The sequence below is a fragment of the Rarobacter faecitabidus genome (assembly GCF_006716265.1).
Lineage (GTDB): Bacteria > Actinomycetota > Actinomycetes > Actinomycetales > Cellulomonadaceae > Rarobacter > Rarobacter faecitabidus.
Genome location: NZ_VFOS01000001.1, coordinates 564,193 through 584,948, shown reverse-complemented (window position 1 = coordinate 584,948; position 20,756 = coordinate 564,193). Strand labels below are relative to the sequence as shown.

Below are 20,756 nucleotides of genomic sequence, written 5' to 3'. Positions count from 1 at the left end.
GCGGGCGTTAGGCTTGGGCGCATGTCAGAGAACCTCACCGACCCGCAAGACTCGCCTCGTTCCGCATGGGGCTTCGGCCTCGCTTCGATCGACATCACGGGCAACACCCTCGACGTCTGGTACCCGACTCCGCGCCTGGGCAACCCCATCGAGGGCGCGACCGAAGCGGATGCTCCGCAAGCGCTGCATTCGCTGGTGTCGACCGACGAGGCACGTCGCGTCGCCACTCGCGTCGTCCTGACCCACATTGACCTCGACGCGGCTCCAGCCGACGCCGCCGACGCCTACCTTCGCCTTCACCTGCTCTCCCACCGGCTGGTGCAGCCGCACGGACAGAACCTGGAGGGCCTGTTCGGCGTGCTGCAGAACGTGGTCTGGACCTCGGCCGGGCCGGCGGCCGTGCGCGATTTCGACGAGACCCGCCTGCGCATGCGCGCGCACGGCCCGGTCGCCGTCTACGGCGTGGACAAGTTCCCCCGGATGGTCGACTACATTCTCCCCGACGGCGTGCGCATCGCCGATGCCGACCGCGTCCGGCTCGGCGCGCACCTTGCACCGGGCACGACGGTTATGCACGAGGGCTTCGTCAACTTCAACGCCGGGACGCTCGGCACCTCAATGGTCGAGGGTCGCATCTCGGCCGGGGTGGTCGTGGGCGACGGATCGGACATCGGAGGCGGTGCCTCGATCATGGGGACGCTTTCCGGTGGCGGGCGCCAGACGATCTCGATCGGGCAGCGCTCGCTTCTGGGCGCCAACTCGGGCCTGGGCATCAGCCTCGGCGACGACTGCATCGTGGAGGCCGGCCTGTACTTGACGGCTGGTTCCAAGGTGACGGTCGCGGGCGGCGAGAACGCTGGAACCACGGTCAAGGCGCTGACGCTCTCGGGTCAGGACAACCTACTCTTTCGCCGCAACTCGCTCAGTGGAGCGATCGAGGTCGTATCGCGGGAAGGAACCGGCGTCGAGCTGAACGCGGCGCTGCACGCCAACTAGTGCGACGTTTCGCCACGACGATCCTGGTCACCCTCGCCGTCCTTGCGCTGGGGGCGACGCTGATCGTCGTCATCCTGGACCGGGTTTCGCCCAAAGCGGTGTATTCGCAGCAGCGTTGCACCGCCTCGGCGGACTCCGTCTCATGGTCGCTCACGCCAGAGCAGTCGGAGAACGCGGCACTGATCGGCACCCGTCCACTCTCGCGGGGGATGCCCGCCCGTGCGGCGACAATCGCGCTGGCGACCGCGTACCAGGAGTCGAAGATCAGGAACATCGACTACGGGGATCGCGACTCGCTCGGGCTGTTCCAGCAGCGGCCCTCACAGGGATGGGGGTCAGCCGAACAGGTGAGCGATCCGGTATACGCGACAGATGCCTTTTACGACGTGCTCGCCCGCATCGACGGCTACGAGACGCTTCCCGTCACCGTGGCTGCGCAGAAGGTTCAGCGCTCGGCGTTTCCGGATGCGTACGCGAATCACGAGCCCATGGGCCGGGCTTGGGCCTCAGCGCTCAACGGCTATAGCGGGACGAACCTCGAATGCCAACTCGATCCCATTCCCGATAGCTCGATCGCGGGCGACAATCTCACGCTCGTCACCGCCCGGGTCGAGCGCGACCTTCCCGGCGTCACGGCCACCGCGATCGGTGATCGCAACATCGAGTTAGACGCCCTGCAGGCCGCGAAAGAGTTCAACCTGACCGGAAAGGACGCGCCGCGGCTCGCCCTGGCGATGGCGAACTGGGCGGTCGCGGTCGCGTCCCCCCTCGGCATCGAGTCGGTGCAGGTCGGCCAGGCATCCTGGAGTCGCGCCGATGGCACCTGGGTGGAGTTGGACGAGCCGCCCGCTGACTCGACCTCCGTCACGATCATCGTGGGCGGCGCGGAGGCTTAACCTCGGGTAGTTGCTCTGACCGCCGTATCGTGTGCGCGGTTTCCGTTCGCTTGCGGACGATTGACAGGAGCGAGCGAACCAGGAACCCGCATGCGATGACCAAGCTAAACGGGGTGGGTCAGTGTCAGCGCTCGTCGAGCGGCACGTAGTCGCGCACCGGCGAGCCGGTGTAGATCTGCCGGGGGCGGCCGATCTTGGTCTTCGGGTCGAGCATCATCTCGCGCCATTGCGCGATCCAGCCCGGCATGCGTCCGAGGGCGAACAGCGGCGTGAACATCGCGGGCTCGAATCCCATGGCCCGGTAGATGATGCCGGTGTAGAAATCCACGTTCGGGTAGAGGCGACGCTGCACGAAGTAGTCGTCGCTGAGTGCGATCTCCTCGAGTTCCATCGCGATCGCCAGTAGCGGATCGTCGATTCCCAGGATGGAAAGCACGGCGTGCGCCTGATCCTTGACGATCGCGGCGCGCGGATCGTAGTTCTTGTAGACGCGGTGCCCGAATCCCATGAGGCGGACGCCCGCCTCCTTGTTCTTGACGCGGGAGATGAACTTCTTCACGTCGCCGTCGTTCTGCTGAATGCTCGTGAGCATGCGCAGGACGGACTCGTTCGCACCGCCGTGCAACGGACCCGACAGCGCACTGATGCCCGCAGAGACCGATGCATAGAGGTTCGCGTGCGAGGAACCGGTGATCCGCACCACAGACGCAGAGCAGTTCTGCTCGTGGTCAGCGTGCAGGATCAGGAGCTGGTCGAGCGCGTGCACCAGGATGGGGTTCGCTTCGTACTGCTCATACGGCACGGCGAAGGTCATGCGCAGGAAATCGTCCACGTAACCGCGCGAGTAGTCCGGGTAAAGCAGCGGCTCGCCAACACGACGCCGGTGCAGGTACGAGGTGATCGTGCGAGCCTTCGCCAGGAGCAGGACGGTCGCCAGCTCCACCGTCTCCTCGCTGTAAGGATCGAGTGACTCGGGATAAAACGTGGCAAGCGCGCTCACGGCGGACGACATGACGGCCATGGGATGGCTGGTGCGCGGAAACGTGCCCATGAACGTGCGGAAGTCCTCGTGCACGAGCGTGTGGCGGTTCACTCGCTCCACGAACCCATCGTGCTCATCTACGGTAGGCAGGTGGCCGTGAATGAGCAGGTAGGCGACTTCGAGGAACGTGGACTTCCCGGCGAGCTGCTCAATCGGATAGCCGCGGTAGAGCAGCACTCCCTCGTCGCCGTCGATGAACGTGATCTTCGATTCGCACTGTGCGGTATTGGTGAATCCGGGGTCGTACGTCACGTACCCGGTTTCATTCATCAGGTCCGCCACGACGATCCCGTCGTTACCCTTCACCGCGGAAATGACGGGGAGGGTCACTGACGATGTCTCGCTCGCAAGGCTTACAGATTCAGTGGGGGCACTCACCTAATAATTCCCTTCAGCAACACTGGTCTGGGGCTTCACGCCGATCGGAGCGATGGGCGCCACCGTGGGGCAACCCAATTGGGCCGGACGGCGATCTCAGAAAACCGACTGTACCGCCTAGCACGCAACGGAACCGAATCCATGGGACTTTTTCCACACTTCGGGTCACCAAGACTTTACAAAGGCTATACCAGAATGCAGACCTTGCCTAGAGCAATGGATTACCGTTCGATGATACGGGCGGCGGCGGTCGAGATGTCCTCGTCCGACGCCGTGACCGACAACCGCACCCACCGGCGCGCACTTTCGCCGTAGAACTCACCCGGGCCGGCAACGATGCCCCGGTCGGCGAGCCACCCGATGGTCGCCCAGCAGTCCTCGTCCTCCGGCCGCCTAGCCCACAGGTAAAGCCCTGCCTCGGATCCGTGCAACTCGAACCCCGCCTCACGGACGGCGGCAAGGAGCTTCTGCCGGCGGCCGCGATACAGCTCGCGTTGAGCCGTGACGTGCGCGTCGTCCTCGAGCGCGGCGGTCATGGCCGCCTGAATCGGCTCCGGCACGATCATCCCCAGGTGCTTGCGGATGCGCAGGAGCCGGTCGACAATCGCTCGGTCCCCCGCCACGAAGGCCGCGCGATATCCCGCGACGTTGGACTGCTTGGACAGCGAGTAGGCGGCCAGCACGCCCTCGTGGCTGTCGCCGCACACTTCCGCCGACAGCACGCTGGTGGTGGTCGAGCCTCCCGCGCGCCAGTCGAGTTCGGCGTAGCACTCGTCCCCCACCACCACGGCGCCGAGCTGCCGCGCGGCCGCAATGGCACGCGCGATCTCCGCGTCCGGCATGACGCGGCCGGTCGGATTCGAGGGCGAGTTCAGCCACACGAGCTTGACCGCGGAATTTGCCGACCACTCGTCCACGTCGTCGCTGGCCAGCGCTTGAGCTCCCGCCAGCAGCGCGCCGACTCGGTAGGTGGGATAGGCGACCGCGGGGTGGACGACGACGTCCCCCGCGCCCAGGCCCAGCAGCGACGGCAGCAACCCGACGAGTTCCTTGGAGCCGATTGTCGGCAGCGTGGCTTCCGGCGCTATCTCGACTCCGCGCCGCCGCAGGAACCAGCGTGCGATCGCGGCGCGCAGCGCCGGGGTTCCGGCGGTGAGCGGATATCCAGGCGCGCCCGACGCGGCGGCGAGCGCCTCCTGGACCGCGCTCGGTGTGGGGTCGATTGGCGTGCCGATAGACAGATCGACAGTTCCGCCCGGATGCTGACTCGCGCGCCGGCGATACGGTATGAGCGCGTCCCACGGATAGTCCTCGTCGAACTCGGCGAATCCCACTATCGGGCCCTCCCGGACCGAACCGGGTAACGGCGGCCGCGCATGGCGTCGCGTGTCACGCCTGGGGCGGGAGTTCGGCGATCATCGGGTCGTCGTGGTCGATCTGACCCATCTTTGCCGCGCCGCCAGGGGAACCCACCTCGTTGAAGAAGTCCACGTTTGCGCGCGTGTAGTCGTCCCACTCCTCCGGGACGTCGTCTTCGTAGTAGATGGCCTCCACCGGGCAGACAGGCTCGCATGCCCCACAGTCGACGCACTCGTCAGGGTGGATGTACAGCGAGCGCTTGCCCTCGTAGATGCAGTCGACCGGGCACTCCTCGATGCATGCCTTGTCCTTGACATCGACGCAAGGCTGCGCAATCACGTAGGTCATCTTGTCGACTCCTGACTCGGGGACACTTCTTCGACTAGCGTAGTACCACGTGACGCCCGATACCGGTCTATTCCACTCCTCGGACGGCGATTCGGAACGTGGCAAATCCCACGTCTCGGCCGCAGTCGAGCCGGTGACCGCACCGATCCCATGGGCTTCGTGGCACCCCGGCCAGCGGGTGATGGTGCGTGTCGTCATCGATGATCCCCGCCACAAGTACACCGACGTGTTGGGGCACATCGAGTCGCTTACGGAGTCAGAGCTCGTCATTCGTCGCAGGGACGAGAGCCTCGCGACGATTCCGGTGACCGCGATTCTGACCGGCAAGCCGGTCCCGCCCGCTCCCCCGCGACGGCGACCGAAGGCCGAGTAGCGCACCGCCACAGACCAGGGCGGAAGTTCACGCTGGTTCGCCCTACAGCAGGGTGAGCCCCTCGTCGTCGAACGCCACGACGGCGCCGCCACGACGGCCAGCCTCGGTGGCGAGGCCCTGCCAGTCCTGCTCCCAGGCGATCCGATCGCTTACGGCACCCGCGTCCGCATCGCTGGGGGCACCGGTGGCGGTAGCACCAAGGTCCTCCGCCTCCGCGTTCTGGCGGGCGAAGAACCATGAGATGTCGGCATCGCGCGCCGCGCGTTCGAGGTCGTCCGCGAGGCGACGCAGGTCCGCTACGGCATCCGCGAGCCCGGCGCGGACCGCGGGGGCATTGGCGAGAACCATCGCCTCGGAACGTGCAGAGTCCCCCCGCGCCACGCGCGTGCCGTCGCGGAAACTACCAGCCGCGAGCGCGCGGGCGGCACCAGCCAGTGGCGATCCTTCCGCCTGCGCTAGCAACTGAGCCGCGAAAACGTGAGGTAGGTGAGAAATGAGCGCGACCGCGCGGTCGTGGTCGTCGTCCGTCAGGAGCAGCGCCCGCGAACGTGCGACCTCAAGTACGAGCCAGAGAACGCGTTCCGCGTGTCCGCGAGGCGTGGCATCGTCCACCGTGACCGCCCAGGTGACGCGCTCCAGCAGGTCCGCGCTCGACGCGGCGAACCCCGTGCGCTCCGTCCCAGCCATGGGGTGGGCGCCGACGTAACTGCGGCCGAGGCCTGCCTCTCGGGCCCATTCGCGGACCGGACCTTTGACGCTGCCCACGTCGACGACGGTGGTCTCGGGGCTCACCAGCGGCGCGAGTGCCGAGAACACGTCCCGCATGGAGCGCAGCGGCGCCGCCACGATGACGAGTTCGGGGGCGAATTCGGCGAGATCCTCGAGATCGTCCCGCGCAGGGATTTCCCCGGCGCGCGCGAGGCTGCGCGTGGTCGGGTCGGGATCCCACGCGACGAACGTCACGCCGCGGGCTCGCAGGAGCCTGGCGATGGATCCGCCGATCAGACCGAGGCCGACTACCCCGATGCGCGGCGCCGTCACCATAGCAGCGCCCTCGCTTTCGACGCGGGCGATTGCTCGTCGCTGGCCGAGCCGGCAGGGATTCTGTTCGGATCGACCATCGCGTCGAGATCGTCTGCGTGCGGGAACACGCCGAGTGTCTTGAGTGAGTCGCCGGCCGCCAGCAGTTCCTCGAACAAGGCCCGCAGGTGGTCCTGCCAGGGCGCGCCGTCGCAGGTGATGACGAACACGTACCGCCCGGAGACGGCCTTCAGGGGCCGGGTGACGAGGCTGGACATGTTCACGCCGCGCCTGCCGAATGCCGCGGCGATCCGGGCGAGCACTCCGGGCCCGGCCACCGTCGGTGTGAGTGCGACCATGGTGCTCCACTCGTCCACAGTGTCGCCGTGGCCAGCCTCGCCACGGCGATCCGGTGCGTCCCCGCCGCGCAGTATCTTCGACGCCAGATCGCGACGCGCCAGTCGCAGGAAGCGGGTGCGCGCGCCCGCGAAGTCCTGCACTTCGCGCGCGAGAGTCGTCAGCCCGTACAGGTCGCCACAGACCCGGGGGCCGAGCGCGATGCCGTGCGGACCGAGGTCGCGGCAAGCGGCGGCATTGGATGAGGCGGCGATGACGGGCAGAGAGCGGCTCGCGACGAAGTCGCGGCATTGCGCAAGGCCGTGGGGGTGCGCCGAGATCGATCGGAGATCGCTTGCGCCGGGCAGCGTGAAGGCATCGAAGGTGATGGGAAGCTCGATCTGGTCGACGGCGACGACATCGTCGGCGGCGATGAGTGCATCGAGCGACTGGGCGACGTAGCCCTCGACCGAGTTCTCGATCGCGATGACTCCGCCCGAGATATCGCCGGCTCCGACGGTCGCCGTGATCGATGAGACGGAGTCGAAGGCTCGCAGGCGTTCGCGATCACTCCACGCGAGCGCCGCCGCGTAGGTGAAGGAGCCCTCGGGCCCCAGGTAGCCGATCATGGTGCCTGCCAGCGCGGCTCTAGTGCCGATGGGTCGGCGGTGGCAACGACGCTGGGGAATACCGCGAGTATCCGGTGAGCTACACTGCGGCTGCTGAACATGCCTAGTAGGGCATCGACCTCGGCGGACGCGGCTGCATCGAACGCGCAGAAGAACACGTGCGGTCCGTCGTGCGTCGGGTGCGATCGCAGGTGGACGAGGTCGAAGCCGACATCGGCGATCGAACCCAGCACGGCATGCAGGGAACCCCGATGGTCGATCGTCGGCCCGAATGCGAGCCAAATCCGGGAGGGTTCGGTGATCTGTGATTGAGTGACCCGCCGGACGAGCCCGTACCACAGCGGCCTGGCCCCGAGTTGCTCGGATCCGGGCAGTTCGACGAAGCCGTCGGGGACGGCGTCGCGCTCGATGACGAGCATTCCGTCGACGCCCGCGAGCGAGATGCGATCCTCGATCGGCATAGTGGTGGGCACGAGGTGCGGGTTGACGCCCATCGCCCGCAGCCGGTGCCGGCAGTCCCGCATGCCGGCCTCGTCGACTACCGTGTGACCGCTCGCCCCACGGGACGGCCCGACCCACAGCCAATCCGACTCCACGACACTGGCCGCGACGAGTTGCACGCCCGGCGGGCTCGACAGTAGCGCATGCTCAAGTTCGGGATCGGGGCGAGACGGGTGCCCGATCTGCACGACCGCACCGAGGTCAGCTATGGAACCGACCGTCGAGAGCACTGAGGTCGTCGAACCCAGATCGAGTAGACCGGTCTCATCGGTGAGCCAGCCGGCGTCCGAGGCGGCGCGCCAGGCTGTGAGTGCGGATTCCCGCGTGATACGTCCGAGCATCATCCCTACTCGCTCTTTTTGTCGTTGGCCGATGGCTTCTTTCCGCAGATGATCGCGTTCGTCGGCCGGTAGGTCCACGTCTTCGTCTCGTCGATGATCGTCTTGCCGGATTCGATCTCGGTGACTGTCCGGCTCACGCTGACGGTGAACCCGGAGTTGCCGGCACCGCTCGGCTCGCAGTTCTGGGCGGTGGAGTAGACCGTCTTGGGTGCGACGACGTTTGATCGCCCGGACGTCGTCGTGTCGACCTTGTAGTACTTCGTGCTCCACGCTTCGACGTGGAAACGCCCGCCCTCGACCCAGCCGCGCAGGAGCAGCCCGTACGGCGAGTCGTTGCGGAACTTCACATCGATACTGCCCGTGTAGATCGTTGACTCCCGGCCCTCGGGGTAGCGCGATAGCCATTCCGTGTGCGGGCGGTGCTCGATGTCGACCATGCCCGCGAAGAAGCCGGCGTTGTACGTGGTGGTCGCCACCTGCGACAGGCCACCTCCCATGCCCGTGGTGTGGAAGCCGTTGACGATGACGCCCGCCTCCCTGTAGCCGTGTTCGGCATCCACCGGCCCGATCGTCTTTTCCAGCGAGAACGTCTCACCTGGTGCCACGAGCGTTCCCGTGAGCAGCCTTCCGGCGTTGGCGATGTTACTGGTGCGGATTGGCTCGGAAGTCAGCGGGGTCGAGAACTCCGAGACGACCTCTTTGACGCCGAGTGCCTCGAGGCTCGCCTTCGTGACCTTCGGCTCGCTTTCCACGAGCGCCACGCTTGCGGTGCGGTCGGTGGTCTGGGCCGCCGCTAGAACCGCATCCGCGGCCGTCTGACCGTCGAGCGCCGTGCCGGCTTGGCCGCCCTTGATCTTCGGCTTGTTCTTCTTGGTGAATGCGAAGTAGGCGTCCTCGGCCTTCGTCTCCAGGTTCGTAGTGCGATCCAGGACCGCACCGCGGATCGTCTTGGCATCCAGGGCGGGGACGAGTTCGGCGCCGCTCGGGGAGTACGTGAGCGCACTCGCGACCACGTTCTCCGGCAGCTCGGCGCGCTGGTCCCCGATCACGACCCACACTGGCGCGGACACGATCGTGCTCGCCTGGGCCATGGCCGCATCGACCGCCGACTGCCCGATCACCGGTTCCGTGGCGCTTATGGGGGCGACGTATGGCCCCGCTTCGGCCGGCCACTTGTCGGCGATCAGATCAGCGGTCGCGTTGGAGTCGAGCGCGGTGCCGTCCGACGCCGGGGATGCTACGGGGGAACCGTCAACGATCGTCACGGAACCGTTGACCGGCTCGCTTGCAAGGGCGGGAGCCAGGCCCGCGACGGCGGCCTCGAGCTTGGCATTGTCGATGACGACGACGGGATCGATCGCCTTTCCGCCGGCGAGATGCGAGATGAGGCGTGCGGGGGACAACGAGAAGCCCGTCAGGCCGTCGGTTGTGGCGGGGTAGTCGACCGACAGCCCGGCGGCCGATGGATCGAGTTCGACGGAGTGGTCGCCGGCGGTGAGTCCGATCGGCTCGGCGACGCGCGCAGCCAGTTGGGTTTCGAGCAATGCGCTCGCCTCGTCCGCCGTTTTGCCGCCGATAGCGACTCCGAGCACGGTGGTGCCATTCGGGATCTTGCTCGCCAGCGCTGCCTGAGCGGCGACGTACACGGCGACGAGGACGAGTAGCACCGTCAGGGCGATGATCCACCCTCGCAGGCGGCGTGAGATTCCGCGCCCGGCTGTCTGCTCGAATTCGTCCAGTGGCCCCTGGGGGTCGGCCCCCGCTGCGTTGGTCACGTGTTTCTGCTCCTGCACGTCTATCAGTCAGCCACTGGCGGTTGGAGTGGCAATCTCTTAAGAATAGTGGGGATTCTCCCGATCCTGACGCGGCGCGCCGCTTGGAATCCTGCGGTTGCGCCGCTTCCTGCCGAAGGGGACGAGGACGAGCAGCGGCAAGAGCGCACAGACCATTCCGAGGTTGAGCCACACGACTCCCGCGCCTCCCGGGGCCGCGCCGAGCGACTCGCTGGGCAGGAGGATGTCCCCGCCCGGCCCTTGTCCGGCCAGCATGAGCGCGGTGATCGACCAGGCACTGAGATAGCCGACGCCGGCGAGTGCGCGGCGCCACAGCACCAGCCATAGGCCGCCGATCAGTGTGACCAGCAGGGCCGCGATGAGCAGCCAGGGATACCACTGCCGGTGAACCAACGTGCCGAGGAGCGCCACGGCTGACCCCGCTGCCGCTCCGCCGATCAGGGCGCCGATGTGGTAGCCCACTCCGACGGCCGTGTTCGGCTCGTCCCCGGCCGTGGGCGCTTGAGAATCGAAGTTCACGTGCGTCACGCTACCTCTCCTGCCTGTGTGACCGGTGCGTATTCCTCGGTGCCGAGCAGCACCCGCAATCGCCCATCGCTCAGCGCGTAACTCGCGCTCACGTCCCACGTACTATTCGGCTCGCGCACCGCTTGGACCTGCGAACGGTGTGCGCGCAGGGCGGCGCGCACCAGCGACGCAACAGGGCGGACATCGATGGCGTAACGGATACCCGCCGCGTCCGGGGTGGCGATGACGTTCGCGGGGCCGGCAATAGCGCGTCGATGCCCCGTACGAGCGGCGTATTCGTCGCGGCTGGCTTGCCACAAACCTTCGCTTGCCACCCGCATGTCATTCGCCTCGCGCTGGCTGATCGTCCGCCACACGCAGGGAATGCCCATGCTCGTCGCGACGGAGGTCGCCAGTTTGCTAGTGAGCACATGGTCAGGGTGCCCGTATCCACCGTCTGGCCCATACGTCGCCACCAGCGCTGGACGCTCAACGGTCAGGATGGATCGCAAAGCCCGGTCGAGCGCCGTTCGATCGGCATTAACGAGCGCCGCCCGCGCCGTCACGTCTGCCGGGACGGCGATGACCTCGTCCACACTGGCCCAGGCCATACCCGAATCCCGCCAGGAAGCACGCGGATCGGCGGCCTCGTCCAGGAACCAATGCCCGCCCACTCCGAGAGCCGCGAGCGCCGTACGAAGCTCAGCGCAGCGCAGGACCCGCATCCCCTCGGCGTCGCCCTCGGTTCCGGCGATGTCGTCGCCGATCGTCTCACCGAGTTCGCCGCGGGTGGCGGTCACCACGGCGGTCCTGCCCCCCGCAGCGCGCCACGCGGCGAGGAGGCCGCCGGTCCACAACGACTCGTCGTCGGGATGCGCGTGCACCGCCAGCAGGGTGCCGCGGCCGAAGTGCGGCCAGGGGACGACCGTCCCCTGCGCCACTTCCTCGCCCGCGACCCGGCCGGCGGTCATCGAATCAGCTGCGACGCAGGCGGGCGGTGGCCCGGGCGCGCTCGGTGGCGTCCAGGATGACCTTGCGGATGCGCACGATCTCCGGGGTGACCTCGACGCACTCGTCCTCGCGCGCGAACTCGAGCGATTCCTCGAGCGTCAGGTGACGCGGCGGCACGAGCGATTCGAAGTTATCGGCCGTGGAGGAGCGCATGTTGGTGAGCTTCTTCTCCTTGGTGATGTTGACGTCCATGTCCTCGCCCCGCGAGTTCTCCCCGACGATCATGCCCTCGTAGACCTCCTGCGTCGGATCGACGAAGAACGAGCCACGCTCCTGCAGGTTGATCATGGCGAACGGAGTCACTGAGCCAGCGCGGTCCGCGACGAGCGATCCCGTGGTACGGGTCTCGATCGTGCCGGCCCACGGCTCGTACCCCTCCGCGATGGACGAGGCGATCCCCGTGCCGCGGGTGTCAGTGAGGAAGCGAGAGCGGAAGCCGATCAGGCCGCGAGCGGGAACGACGAACTCCATCCGCACCCAGCCGGTGCCGTGGTTGGACATGGTCTCCATGCGTCCCTTGCGCTGCGCGAGCAGCTGCGTGACCGCGCCCAGGTACTCCTCGGGAACGTCGATGGTCATGCGCTCCATGGGCTCGTTGACCTTGCCGTCGATGGTCTTGGTGACCACCTGGGGCTTGCCGACCGTGAGCTCGAAGCCCTCGCGGCGCATGGTCTCGACGAGGATGGCGAGTGCGAGTTCGCCTCGGCCCTGCACCTCCCAGGCGTCGGGACGCTCGGTGGGCAGCACGCGCAGCGAGACGTTGCCGATCAGTTCGCTGTCGAGGCGGTCCTTGACCTGGCGGGCAGTGACCTTGTGCCCCTTGCCGCCCTTACCCGCGATCGGCGAGGTGTTGATGCCGATGGTCATCGAGATGGCCGGATCGTCCACGGAGATCAGCGGCAGCGGGCGCGGGTCGTTGGGGTCGGTCAGCGTCTCGCCGATCGTGATGTCGGCGATGCCGGCCACGGCGACGATGTCACCGGGTCCGGCCTCCTCCATGGGCACACGCTCGAGCGCCTTGGTCTCGAGCAGTTCGGTGATCTTGACGTTGACGATGGTGCCATCGTGGCGCGCCCATGCGACCGTCTGCCCCTTGCGCAGGTTGCCGTTGAAGACGCGCAGCAGCGCGAGGCGGCCGAGGAAGGGAGATGCGTCGAGGTTGGTGACGTGCGCCTGCAGCGGCGCGTCCTCGTCGTAGACGGGGGCGGGAATCTTCTCCAGGATCGTCGCGAACAGCGGCTCGAGGTTGTCGTTGTCCGGGATCGTGCCATCCGCGGGCTGGTCCGTTGAAGCGCGTCCCACCTTGGCGGCGGCGTACACGACGGGGACGTCGAGCACCGAGTCGAGGTCGAGGTCGGGAACCTCATCGGACAGGTCGGATGCGAGGCCGAGCAGCAGATCGGTCGTCTCGGCTACGACCTCCTCGATGCGCGAGTCGGGGCGATCGACCTTGTTGACCACGAGGATCACCGGAAGCTTGGCGGCGAGCGCCTTGCGAAGCACGAACCGGGTCTGGGGTAGCGGCCCCTCAGAGGCATCGACCAGCAGCACGACGCCATCGACCATCGATAGGCCGCGCTCGACCTCGCCACCGAAGTCGGCGTGGCCCGGGGTGTCGATCACGTTGATGGTGATGCCCTCGGATTCACCGGCGGCGACGGCGGACGGCCCCGTGTAGTGGACCGCGGTGTTCTTCGCGAGGATCGTGATGCCCTTTTCGCGTTCCAGGTCACCGGAGTCCATCACCCGATCGTCGACGTGCTGGTGGGCGCCGAAGGCGCCGGACTGCTTGAGCATGGCGTCGACGAGCGTGGTCTTCCCATGGTCGACGTGGGCGACGATCGCGACGTTGCGCACATTTGAGCGCACGGACATAAGCGGTACTCGATTCGGTTTCGGTGGAGATGAGGCGACGGTTGTGCGAGAGGGGACGAGTGGCGGGTCACCGTGCTCGCTCAGGGGCCGCGTGCGGCCGCCGGACGAGGCGCGGCGCGACCCACGTCAGCCGCAAACTATCCGATTTTACTGCATTCGAGGGCCTGTTGCGCTCAACTCTTTCGAGAGCATCCTGGTATGCCACGCTACGGCCGTGGAGCTGCGGTCGCCGCTCGCTTCGCACCCTCCCCGCAGAACGCACGTTAGGGTTGCCGAGCACACCCCATATCCGGTGTCCGCCAACCGCAACCGGTGTCCGGTCGGCGGTGACACGCCCGCCACAGTCCGATTGCAGGACCGTTGCGTTAACCCACGACCTCGAAATCGCGCAGCCGCTTGCGGTCCGCCTTCGACCCGGAATTCTGTAGCGTCAGCAGTTCGGCGTAGATCCCGCCCGATACGGCCAACTCGGCCGGAGTGCCAATCTCGTCGATCCGGCCGTCGCGCAGGGTGACGATGCGGTCCACCTCGGCAATCGTGGAGAGCCGGTGGGCGATGATGAAGCTGGTGCGCCCCGTCATGAGGTCATCCAGGCCGGCCTGAACGAGCCGCTCGGACTTCGTGTCCAGCGCGGAGGTGGCCTCGTCCAGCACGAGGATGGGCGCGTCCTTGAGCATGGCCCGGGCGACCGCGATGCGCTGCTTCTGTCCGCCCGACAGTTTCATGCCGCGCTCCCCGATGAGGGTGTCGTACCCGTGGGGGAACTTAGCCACGAACGAATCCACGGCGGCGCGACGAGCAACAGCCAATATCTCATCGTGCGTGGCATCGGGCCTGCCGTAGGCGATGTTCTCGGCCACCGTCCCGGAGAACAGCGCTGGCTCCTGGAAAACAACCCCGATAGCCTGGCGCAGGGTCGCCAGGTCCCCGTCGATTCCGGCCACTTCGATTTCGCCCGACCGTACGGCGTACAGCCCCATCAGCAGGTTGATGAGCGTGGTCTTGCCGCCTCCCGACTCGCCCACGAACGCGATCCGCTCCCCTCGGGCCACCTCGAACGTGATCCCGTCGAGCACGTCCTCGTCCTCGCCGTAGCCGAAGCGTACGTCCTTGAAGGCGACCATCGCCCCTTCTTCGTCATCTAGCGGCGCGGGGGCGTGAGGGCGGTGTCCATCCCCCTCAATCGACACCGGATCGAGAGACATCACCTCGAAATACGATCGCGACCCCGCCATTGCCCGTTGCGCGGTGTCCACGACGAAGCTCAGGCTGGTCACGGGCTCGCGTGCCAGCGTCATGAGCTGGATCAGCATCACCATGTCGCCCGGGCTGAAGTGCCCTTGCACCGTCCGCACGAAGATCAGCAAGTAGATGCCGAAGAAGATCACGTTCAGCACGCCGCGACGCAGTGCGTCCATCCTGTGCCAATAGCGGGACTGCTCGCGGGTCAGCTCGATGGTTCGGCCGAACCGGTCCTCGAAGTGCTCGAGTTCGCCGCGCTCGCGCGCGAAGGACTTGACGACCTTGATCTGCCCCACGACCTCGGCGAATCGCCCCGAGGCGATATCTACGAGGTCGTTCTTCTCCCCCTCGATGCGCTGCCACCGCCGGGAGGTGAGCGCAGTCAGCCAGAAGTACGTGGGATAGGCGACCGCGAGAAGAAGCGCCAGCGGCCAGTAGTACCAGGCGCTGATGGCCATCACCGCGATCGTGGTCAGGATGAGCGTGACGAACATGTTCGAGAAGCTCTTCATGAAGTTGGTGATCTCGGTGATGGATCGGCCTAGGCGGGACACGATGGTGCCGGTGAGCTCGTTGTCGTAGTAGCGCTGAGGCAGGTTCAGCAGCTTCTCGAAGTAGCGGGTCGAAAGAATGGCCCGCATCTTCGCGCTCATCACGTCGCCCCAGTACCCGCCGATATTGCTCACCACGGTGTCCACGAGGCTGACACCGAGGAGCACGATGGCCAAGATAAGCACCGAGCGGATCGCCGTCGCGGGAACGTCCCCACCACGAGCGACGGCCGAGACTGCGCCGACCACGATATCGGTCGCCCGGCCCGTCAGGAAAGGCACGGCGAGGCCAGCCACGGTCACGAGCGTGGCCGCGACCATGATGCCGACGTAGTACGGCGTCAGGACTCGGGTGAACCGAAGAATGCGCACGAGCGCGGTCACAGGCGAACCTCCAGGGCAGGGATAGGGTCAATTATCCACTGCCCTCGCCAGGATCTGCGGGGAGTCGCTAGTCCGTCAGCCCCGAGAGCAGCCGGTCGCGGGTCTCGCGGCGCACGCGCTGCTCATCCGGATCGGGTACCGGCACCGCGGCGAGCAGTTGCCGCGTGTAGTCGTCGCGGGGATTCTCGACGACCTGCTTGGCAGTCCCGACCTCGACGATCTTGCCGTGGTGCATCACGGCGATGCGATCAGAGAGCATCTCGACGACGGCCAGGTCGTGCGAGATGAACAGGCAGGCGAAGCCGTGTTCGCGTTGCAGCGCCTGGAAGAGTTCCAAGACCTTGGCCTGGACGGAGACGTCGAGGGCCGAGGTGGGTTCATCCGCCACGAGTAGCGTCGGCTCCAGCGACAGGGCACGGGCGATCCCGACGCGCTGGCGCTGGCCCCCCGACAGCTCGTGCGGGTAGCGGTTGCGCATGTGGCGTGGCAGTTCGACCTGGTCCAGGAGTGCCTCAACGCGGGTGTTCAGCGCCGATCCACGCAGTCTGCGGTGCAGGAACAGCGGCTCGCCGATCGATTCGCCGATCGGTAGCCGCGGGTTGAGCGACGAACCCGGATCCTGGAACACGATGCCCACCCGGCTCCGCAGTGGCTGCAGGTCCTTGCGGCTGGCCCCGACCATGTTGACGCCGTCGATCTCGAGCGTTCCGGACGCCACCGGCAGCAGGCCGACTACCGCACGGCCGATGGTCGTCTTCCCGGAGCCGGACTCGCCGACCAGGCCCACGACCTCGCCCTTGGCGATGTCGAGGTCCGCGTTTTCGACGGCCTTGAAGCCCTCGTTCTTGCGCTTGCCGGGGTAGACGATGTCGATGCCGCGCGCCGTCAGTACCAGTGGTTCGCCCGGGGTGGCGGGGGCCTGCAGTTCGCCGCTGTAGACCTTGGCCGGGGTCTGGCCCTCGGCCGTGGGCGCGGCGGGCGGGGTGGACGATTCCTCCTGGCCGGCGTGCGAGCCGAGGTGCGGCACCGCTTCTAGTAGCCGCTTCGTGTATGCGTGCTGGGGTCGTTTGAAGATGTCGTCCGCCGTGCCACGCTCCACCACACGACCGTCCTTCATCACCATGATGTAGTCCGCCATGTCCGCGACGACGCCCATGTCGTGCGTGATGAGAATGATGCCTGAATCGATACGCGTGCGCAGATCGCGCATCAGTTTGAGGATCTCCGCCTGGACGGTCACGTCGAGAGCGGTGGTCGGCTCGTCCGCTATGAGGAGTCGCGGGTCGCAGGCGAGTGCCTGCGCGATCATGGCGCGCTGGCGCTGGCCGCCCGACAGTTCGTGCGGATACGAATCGATGCGGCGTTCGGGCTCGGGGATCTCGACGAGCCGCAGCAGTTCCAGCGCCCGCTCGCGAGCCTTGTGCGGGCCGATGTTGAAGTGCGCCCGTAGCGTCTCCTCGATCTGGAAGCCGATCTTGTAAACGGGGTTGAGCGCCGTCATCGGCTCCTGGAAGATCACGGCCACTTCCTTGCCGCGGATGCGCCGCATGGTGCCCGCGGACATGCCGATCAGTTCGCGGCCGTCGAGCTTGGCGCTACCCGTCACGCGCCCGTTCGGCGGCAGCAGGCCGACCAGCGACATCGATGACTGCGTCTTGCCCGATCCGGATTCGCCGACGATGGCGAGCACCTCGCCCGGCCGGACATCGTAGGTGACGTCGACGGCCGCCGGATACCACTGTCCGTCGACGTAGAAATCGACCGACAGATCGCGGACCTGGAGGACCGGCTCGCGCTGTCCCGTACTCGGCTCGGGTGACGTCGTCGCTTCAGTCATCGTGCTTCCTCATCTCCGGTCGCGGTCGAGATCTGTGAGACTTGACGCGTGGAAACTGCCCAGATATTCCGGACGCCATTCTCCCGCGTGATTGCTTGGGCGGCGCTCGCCGTCGCGGTGGCTACGCCAGTGGTCGTCCTGTTCGCCGGTGGAACCGTGCTCTCGGGTCTCACCGCCGCATTGCCGTGCGCGGTCGTGTGGCTGCTGTTCTTCGACCCCTGCGTCGCCGTGACGGAGCGCGGCGTGGAGGTCCGTAACGTGCTGCGAACCGTCTCGGTGCCGTGGGACGACGTCTCGGGAGCGCGCGTGCGGTACTCGTTCGAGTTGCTGACGCGTAGCGGCCGGGCTATCGAGGCCTGGGCATTGGCGCGCGGATCCCGCGGCCGTCCGTCGCTTGCGGACGAGGCCGCCGCCGCCGTCACAGCGGCGCTCGAGCGGGGATCCTCACGTCGTGCGGCCGCGGACGAAGGGGCCCCTGGCGAGGTCGTGACCTGGAATTCTCGCGGTCTGGCGGTCCTCGCGGTATGCGCTGCATTGTCCGCGATCGGCCTGCTGGGGTGAGAGGTTCGCATCGGCACTAGCTGCTTGCCTTCGGGCCGGCGGCGGCCACGATCGGGTCGGCGTCCGCGCTCGCGGACGCGCGGCGCGCCGCTCGCGCCATCTTGCGCGCGGAGGGGATGCGCCGCTGGCGCGGATCGAATGCATCTCGCAACCCGTCGCCGATGAAGTTGACGCAGAGCGCGATCACGATGATGAACAGGCCGGGCCACCAGAAGAGCCATGGCCTGGTCGCGAACGCCTCCTGATACTGATTGATGAGCTGACCGAGCGAGATGTTCGGGTACTTGATGCCGAGCCCGATGAAGCTCAGGGACGTCTCGAGCAGGATCGCCGAACTCATGAGAAGCGTCTGGTTCACGATGATGACGCCGACCGAGTTCGGGAGCATGTGCTTGAACATGATCCGGGCATCACTGGCACCGGCAACGCGCGCCGCATCGACGAACTCGCGCTCACGCAGCGAAAGGAAGTCGCCGCGGACAAGGCGCGCCAGCGTGGTCCAGGACGCGAGCCCGAGGAACACCGCGAGGAGGATGGCGCTGTTCTTGCCTGCCGCCAGCGATCCGAGCACCGCGCCGAGGACGATCACCGGAATCGTGATGACGAGGTCGGTTACGCGCATGAGGATGGCGTCCAGCCGGCCGCGGTAGAAGCCCGCGAGTGCCCCTACGATCACCCCGAGGACAGACGACACGAGACCGACGACGAACATCACGATGAGCGAGGTCTGCGTGCCGCGCATCACGCGGGCGAAGACGTCGCGGCCCGACTCGTCCCGGCCGAACGGGTGATCTCCCCAGACGAAGCCGTCTCCGCCCAGCCAGGTCGGAAGGCTGAGCGTCGGCTTCCCCCCGCTCGCTCCGACGCTACCGGTCTCCAGTGGCGTGTGCTTCCACCAGCCGGACCAGGAACCGATGCCGACGGATGTGAAAGCGAGCAGGATGACTGCGATGAACATGACGAGGGCGACGACAGCGGCCTTGTGGCGGAAGAAGCGTCGCAGAACGATCTGGCCTTGCGATAGGCCTTCGACCTCTTTGAGCGCGATGTCGGCCTTCTGTGATTCAGCCGGATCAACAGCGCTGGCGTTGATGGGCTCCTGCGGCGTTAGCGTCATGAGTTCACCCGGATTCGTGGGTCGAGAGCTGCATAGATGAGGTCCGCGATGATGTTGGCGATAACTGCCAGCGCCGCCGTCACGACCAGGTAGGCCATCACCGGTTCGATCTCGGCGTTACCAAGTGATTTCACGAAGAGCTGCCCCATTCCCGGTCGAGAGAACACCTGCTCGGTGATGATCGCACCGCCGAAAACGGCAACCAGGTCGAGCGGAACTATCGTCGCCAGCGGGATCAGCGAGTTGCGGAACGCGTGTCGCATGACGACCGTGCGCTCCGTGAGCCCTTTCGCGCGCGCCGTGCGGATGTAGTCCTGGTTCATCACTTCGAGCATGCTCGATCGCGCGTACCTCGTGTACGAGGCGAAGCTGATGAGCATCAGCGCTATGGTCGGGAGCAACAGGTGGGTGTACGTGTCGATCGACGAAATCCAGAAACCCTGGTCCAGGTTCGGCGTCCGGTCCCCCACGGTGGCGATGGGGCGATTGCGAATCACTCCTAGCGCGAGATAGTCGCCCCAATACAGCATGAACTGATCGATCAGTGTGAGCGCGCCAACCGACACCGCCGTGAGCGATGCTGCCCGCGCCGATTGCCGCCAGTCCGGTCCGCCCCACAGTCGGCCGATGAGAATGCCGCTCGCCGCGGCGATCAGCCCGAGTGCGATGACCCAGCCCCAGCCGAACCCGTCGATGTAGAGCACTCGCTGGAGCGGGAAGTACAGGACGACCCCCAGAGCAACGGCAGTGAATGCCGAGCCGAGCGCGCGACGATCGCGCAGTCCGGTGGACAGCAGCGTGAAGCCGATAGCGATGCCCGATCCGAGCAGGGTGAGGAGGACAGGATTAATGTTCGGCCTGAGCCACCAATCGGACACTTGCAGGTAGATGAACAGGCCCGCTGTGATGGCGGCTGCGCCGGCAAAGTTGATGGCCCTGCGCCGCAGGTCGCCGCCGATCGCGAGCATCCAGAGCAAACCGAGGACTATCGCAACCCCGGCGATCGTCATCGAGCCCAGGAACGGATCCCGTAGGAAGTCGTTGAAGCGGATCGCGCCCCACTGCTTGAGCAGTACGGCAACCCAGAACGCGGGCAACGAGTACAGCAGGAACGATGCGAAAGTGATGATGTAGTCGAACGACGTGTACTGACGCAACGCCGAGACGATGCCGACGCCGACGCCGAGGACGATGGCCAGCACCGAGGCTGCCAGTACCAGCTGGACGGTTGACACCATCGCGCTGCCGAGCTGGTCGTTGACGCTCTGACCGCTACGCCAGGCCATTCCCAGGTCACCCTGCATGAAGTTGCCGAGCCACTTGAAGAAACGCACTACGGTGGGCGTCTCAAGGTCGAGCTGCGCCGTCCGCTGCGCGATGAGCTGCGCCTTGTTCGGGGCCGTGGATTCGACCAGGTCGGCAAGCGGCCTGATCGACACGCTCACGAGCAGGTACATCAGGAACGACGACACGAAAAGTGTCGCGATTCCCGCTGCGAGGCGTCGGGCTATGAATTTAAGCATCGGCACGTTTCCCCAGTGGAGTAGTGACACGAGATAAGCCTGCTCATCATACGTGTACTCACCCCATCACCCTTGTAGGACCTAATGGTTGGCAAAGCCTGCCGAACATGAGCGTGTCCCCGGTCCGCGTTCGCAT

General features: G+C 66.5%; 18 protein-coding genes. 4 read left to right on the top strand and 14 right to left on the bottom strand.

Annotated features, from left to right (window positions below; all coding sequences use genetic code 11):
• Window positions 1-21: 21 nt before the first annotated feature.
• Window positions 22-996: a 2,3,4,5-tetrahydropyridine-2,6-dicarboxylate N-succinyltransferase gene (dapD, locus tag FB461_RS02590; RefSeq protein ID WP_142118687.1), complete on the top strand. Its 975-nt coding sequence runs from the start codon at window positions 22-24 to the stop codon at window positions 994-996.
• Complete coding sequence (locus FB461_RS12115; protein WP_211349824.1) at window positions 996-1,892, top strand: hypothetical protein; 897 nt, start codon at window positions 996-998, stop codon at window positions 1,890-1,892. Before dapD ends, FB461_RS12115 begins: the two co-directional genes overlap by 1 nt.
• A gap of 124 nt (window positions 1,893-2,016) precedes the next feature.
• On the opposite strand, the gene FB461_RS02580 is transcribed toward FB461_RS12115, so the two are convergent.
• The 3 genes from FB461_RS02580 to fdxA all read right to left on the bottom strand — a co-directional run bounded on the left by FB461_RS02580 (window position 2,017) and on the right by fdxA (window position 5,019).
• A complete protein-coding gene (locus FB461_RS02580; protein ID WP_142118685.1) occupies window positions 2,017-3,312 on the bottom strand; it encodes a citrate synthase in 1,296 nt (431 codons plus the stop codon).
• A 221-nt stretch (window positions 3,313-3,533) separates the two neighbouring features.
• Window positions 3,534-4,646, bottom strand: a complete 1,113-nt coding sequence (gene dapC, locus FB461_RS02575) for a succinyldiaminopimelate transaminase (protein ID WP_142118683.1) — start codon at window positions 4,644-4,646, stop codon at window positions 3,534-3,536.
• Window positions 4,647-4,701: 55 nt separating this feature from the next.
• Window positions 4,702-5,019, bottom strand: coding sequence for a ferredoxin (gene fdxA, locus FB461_RS02570; RefSeq protein ID WP_142118681.1), 318 nt, complete (start codon window positions 5,017-5,019; stop codon window positions 4,702-4,704).
• A 49-nt stretch (window positions 5,020-5,068) separates the two neighbouring features.
• Here fdxA and FB461_RS02565 point away from each other — a divergent pair, with 49 nt between their 5' ends.
• Window positions 5,069-5,392, top strand: coding sequence for a hypothetical protein (locus FB461_RS02565; protein WP_142118679.1), 324 nt, complete (start codon window positions 5,069-5,071; stop codon window positions 5,390-5,392).
• A 42-nt stretch (window positions 5,393-5,434) separates the two neighbouring features.
• On the opposite strand, the gene FB461_RS02560 is transcribed toward FB461_RS02565, so the two are convergent.
• The 9 genes from FB461_RS02560 to FB461_RS02520 form a co-directional block, all read right to left on the bottom strand.
• Window positions 5,435-6,436 carry a prephenate dehydrogenase gene (locus FB461_RS02560; protein ID WP_142118677.1) on the bottom strand — a complete coding sequence of 334 codons (1,002 nt, stop codon included), beginning with the start codon at window positions 6,434-6,436 and terminating at the stop codon, window positions 5,435-5,437.
• Window positions 6,430-7,377, bottom strand: a complete 948-nt coding sequence (locus FB461_RS02555) for a prephenate dehydratase (RefSeq protein WP_246045971.1) — start codon at window positions 7,375-7,377, stop codon at window positions 6,430-6,432. The genes FB461_RS02560 and FB461_RS02555 overlap by 7 nt, the downstream gene beginning before the upstream one ends.
• Complete coding sequence (locus FB461_RS02550) at window positions 7,374-8,222, bottom strand: ACT domain-containing protein (RefSeq protein ID WP_246045970.1); 849 nt, start codon at window positions 8,220-8,222, stop codon at window positions 7,374-7,376. Before FB461_RS02550 ends, FB461_RS02555 begins: the two co-directional genes overlap by 4 nt.
• A gap of 2 nt (window positions 8,223-8,224) precedes the next feature.
• On the bottom strand, window positions 8,225-9,994 hold the full coding sequence (locus FB461_RS02545) for a VanW family protein (RefSeq protein WP_142118675.1): 1,770 nt from the start codon (window positions 9,992-9,994) through the stop codon (window positions 8,225-8,227).
• Between the two features lie 57 nt (window positions 9,995-10,051).
• A complete protein-coding gene (locus tag FB461_RS02540; RefSeq protein ID WP_142118673.1) occupies window positions 10,052-10,540 on the bottom strand; it encodes a hypothetical protein in 489 nt (162 codons plus the stop codon).
• Window positions 10,537-11,490 carry a PIG-L family deacetylase gene (locus FB461_RS02535; protein ID WP_142118671.1) on the bottom strand — a complete coding sequence of 318 codons (954 nt, stop codon included), beginning with the start codon at window positions 11,488-11,490 and terminating at the stop codon, window positions 10,537-10,539. The genes FB461_RS02540 and FB461_RS02535 overlap by 4 nt, the downstream gene beginning before the upstream one ends.
• 4 nt (window positions 11,491-11,494) lie before the next feature.
• Window positions 11,495-13,405, bottom strand: coding sequence for a translational GTPase TypA (gene typA, locus FB461_RS02530; protein ID WP_142118669.1), 1,911 nt, complete (start codon window positions 13,403-13,405; stop codon window positions 11,495-11,497).
• A 365-nt stretch (window positions 13,406-13,770) separates the two neighbouring features.
• Window positions 13,771-15,582: an ABC transporter ATP-binding protein gene (locus FB461_RS02525; RefSeq protein ID WP_142118667.1), complete on the bottom strand. Its 1,812-nt coding sequence runs from the start codon at window positions 15,580-15,582 to the stop codon at window positions 13,771-13,773.
• Window positions 15,583-15,649: 67 nt separating this feature from the next.
• Entirely contained in the window at window positions 15,650-17,419 is a 1,770-nt protein-coding gene (locus FB461_RS02520) for an ABC transporter ATP-binding protein (protein ID WP_142118665.1), read from the bottom strand.
• A gap of 48 nt (window positions 17,420-17,467) precedes the next feature.
• Here FB461_RS02520 and FB461_RS02515 point away from each other — a divergent pair, with 48 nt between their 5' ends.
• Complete coding sequence (locus FB461_RS02515) at window positions 17,468-17,980, top strand: PH domain-containing protein (RefSeq protein WP_142118663.1); 513 nt, start codon at window positions 17,468-17,470, stop codon at window positions 17,978-17,980.
• A gap of 16 nt (window positions 17,981-17,996) precedes the next feature.
• Here FB461_RS02515 and FB461_RS02510 read toward each other — a convergent pair whose 3' ends face one another.
• Both FB461_RS02510 and FB461_RS02505 read right to left on the bottom strand, forming a co-directional pair.
• Window positions 17,997-19,097 (bottom strand): ABC transporter permease, encoded by a 1,101-nt coding sequence (locus FB461_RS02510; RefSeq protein WP_142118661.1) that lies wholly within the window; start codon window positions 19,095-19,097, stop codon window positions 17,997-17,999.
• Window positions 19,094-20,620, bottom strand: coding sequence for an ABC transporter permease (locus FB461_RS02505; protein WP_142118659.1), 1,527 nt, complete (start codon window positions 20,618-20,620; stop codon window positions 19,094-19,096). Before FB461_RS02505 ends, FB461_RS02510 begins: the two co-directional genes overlap by 4 nt.
• Window positions 20,621-20,756 lie beyond the last annotated feature (136 nt).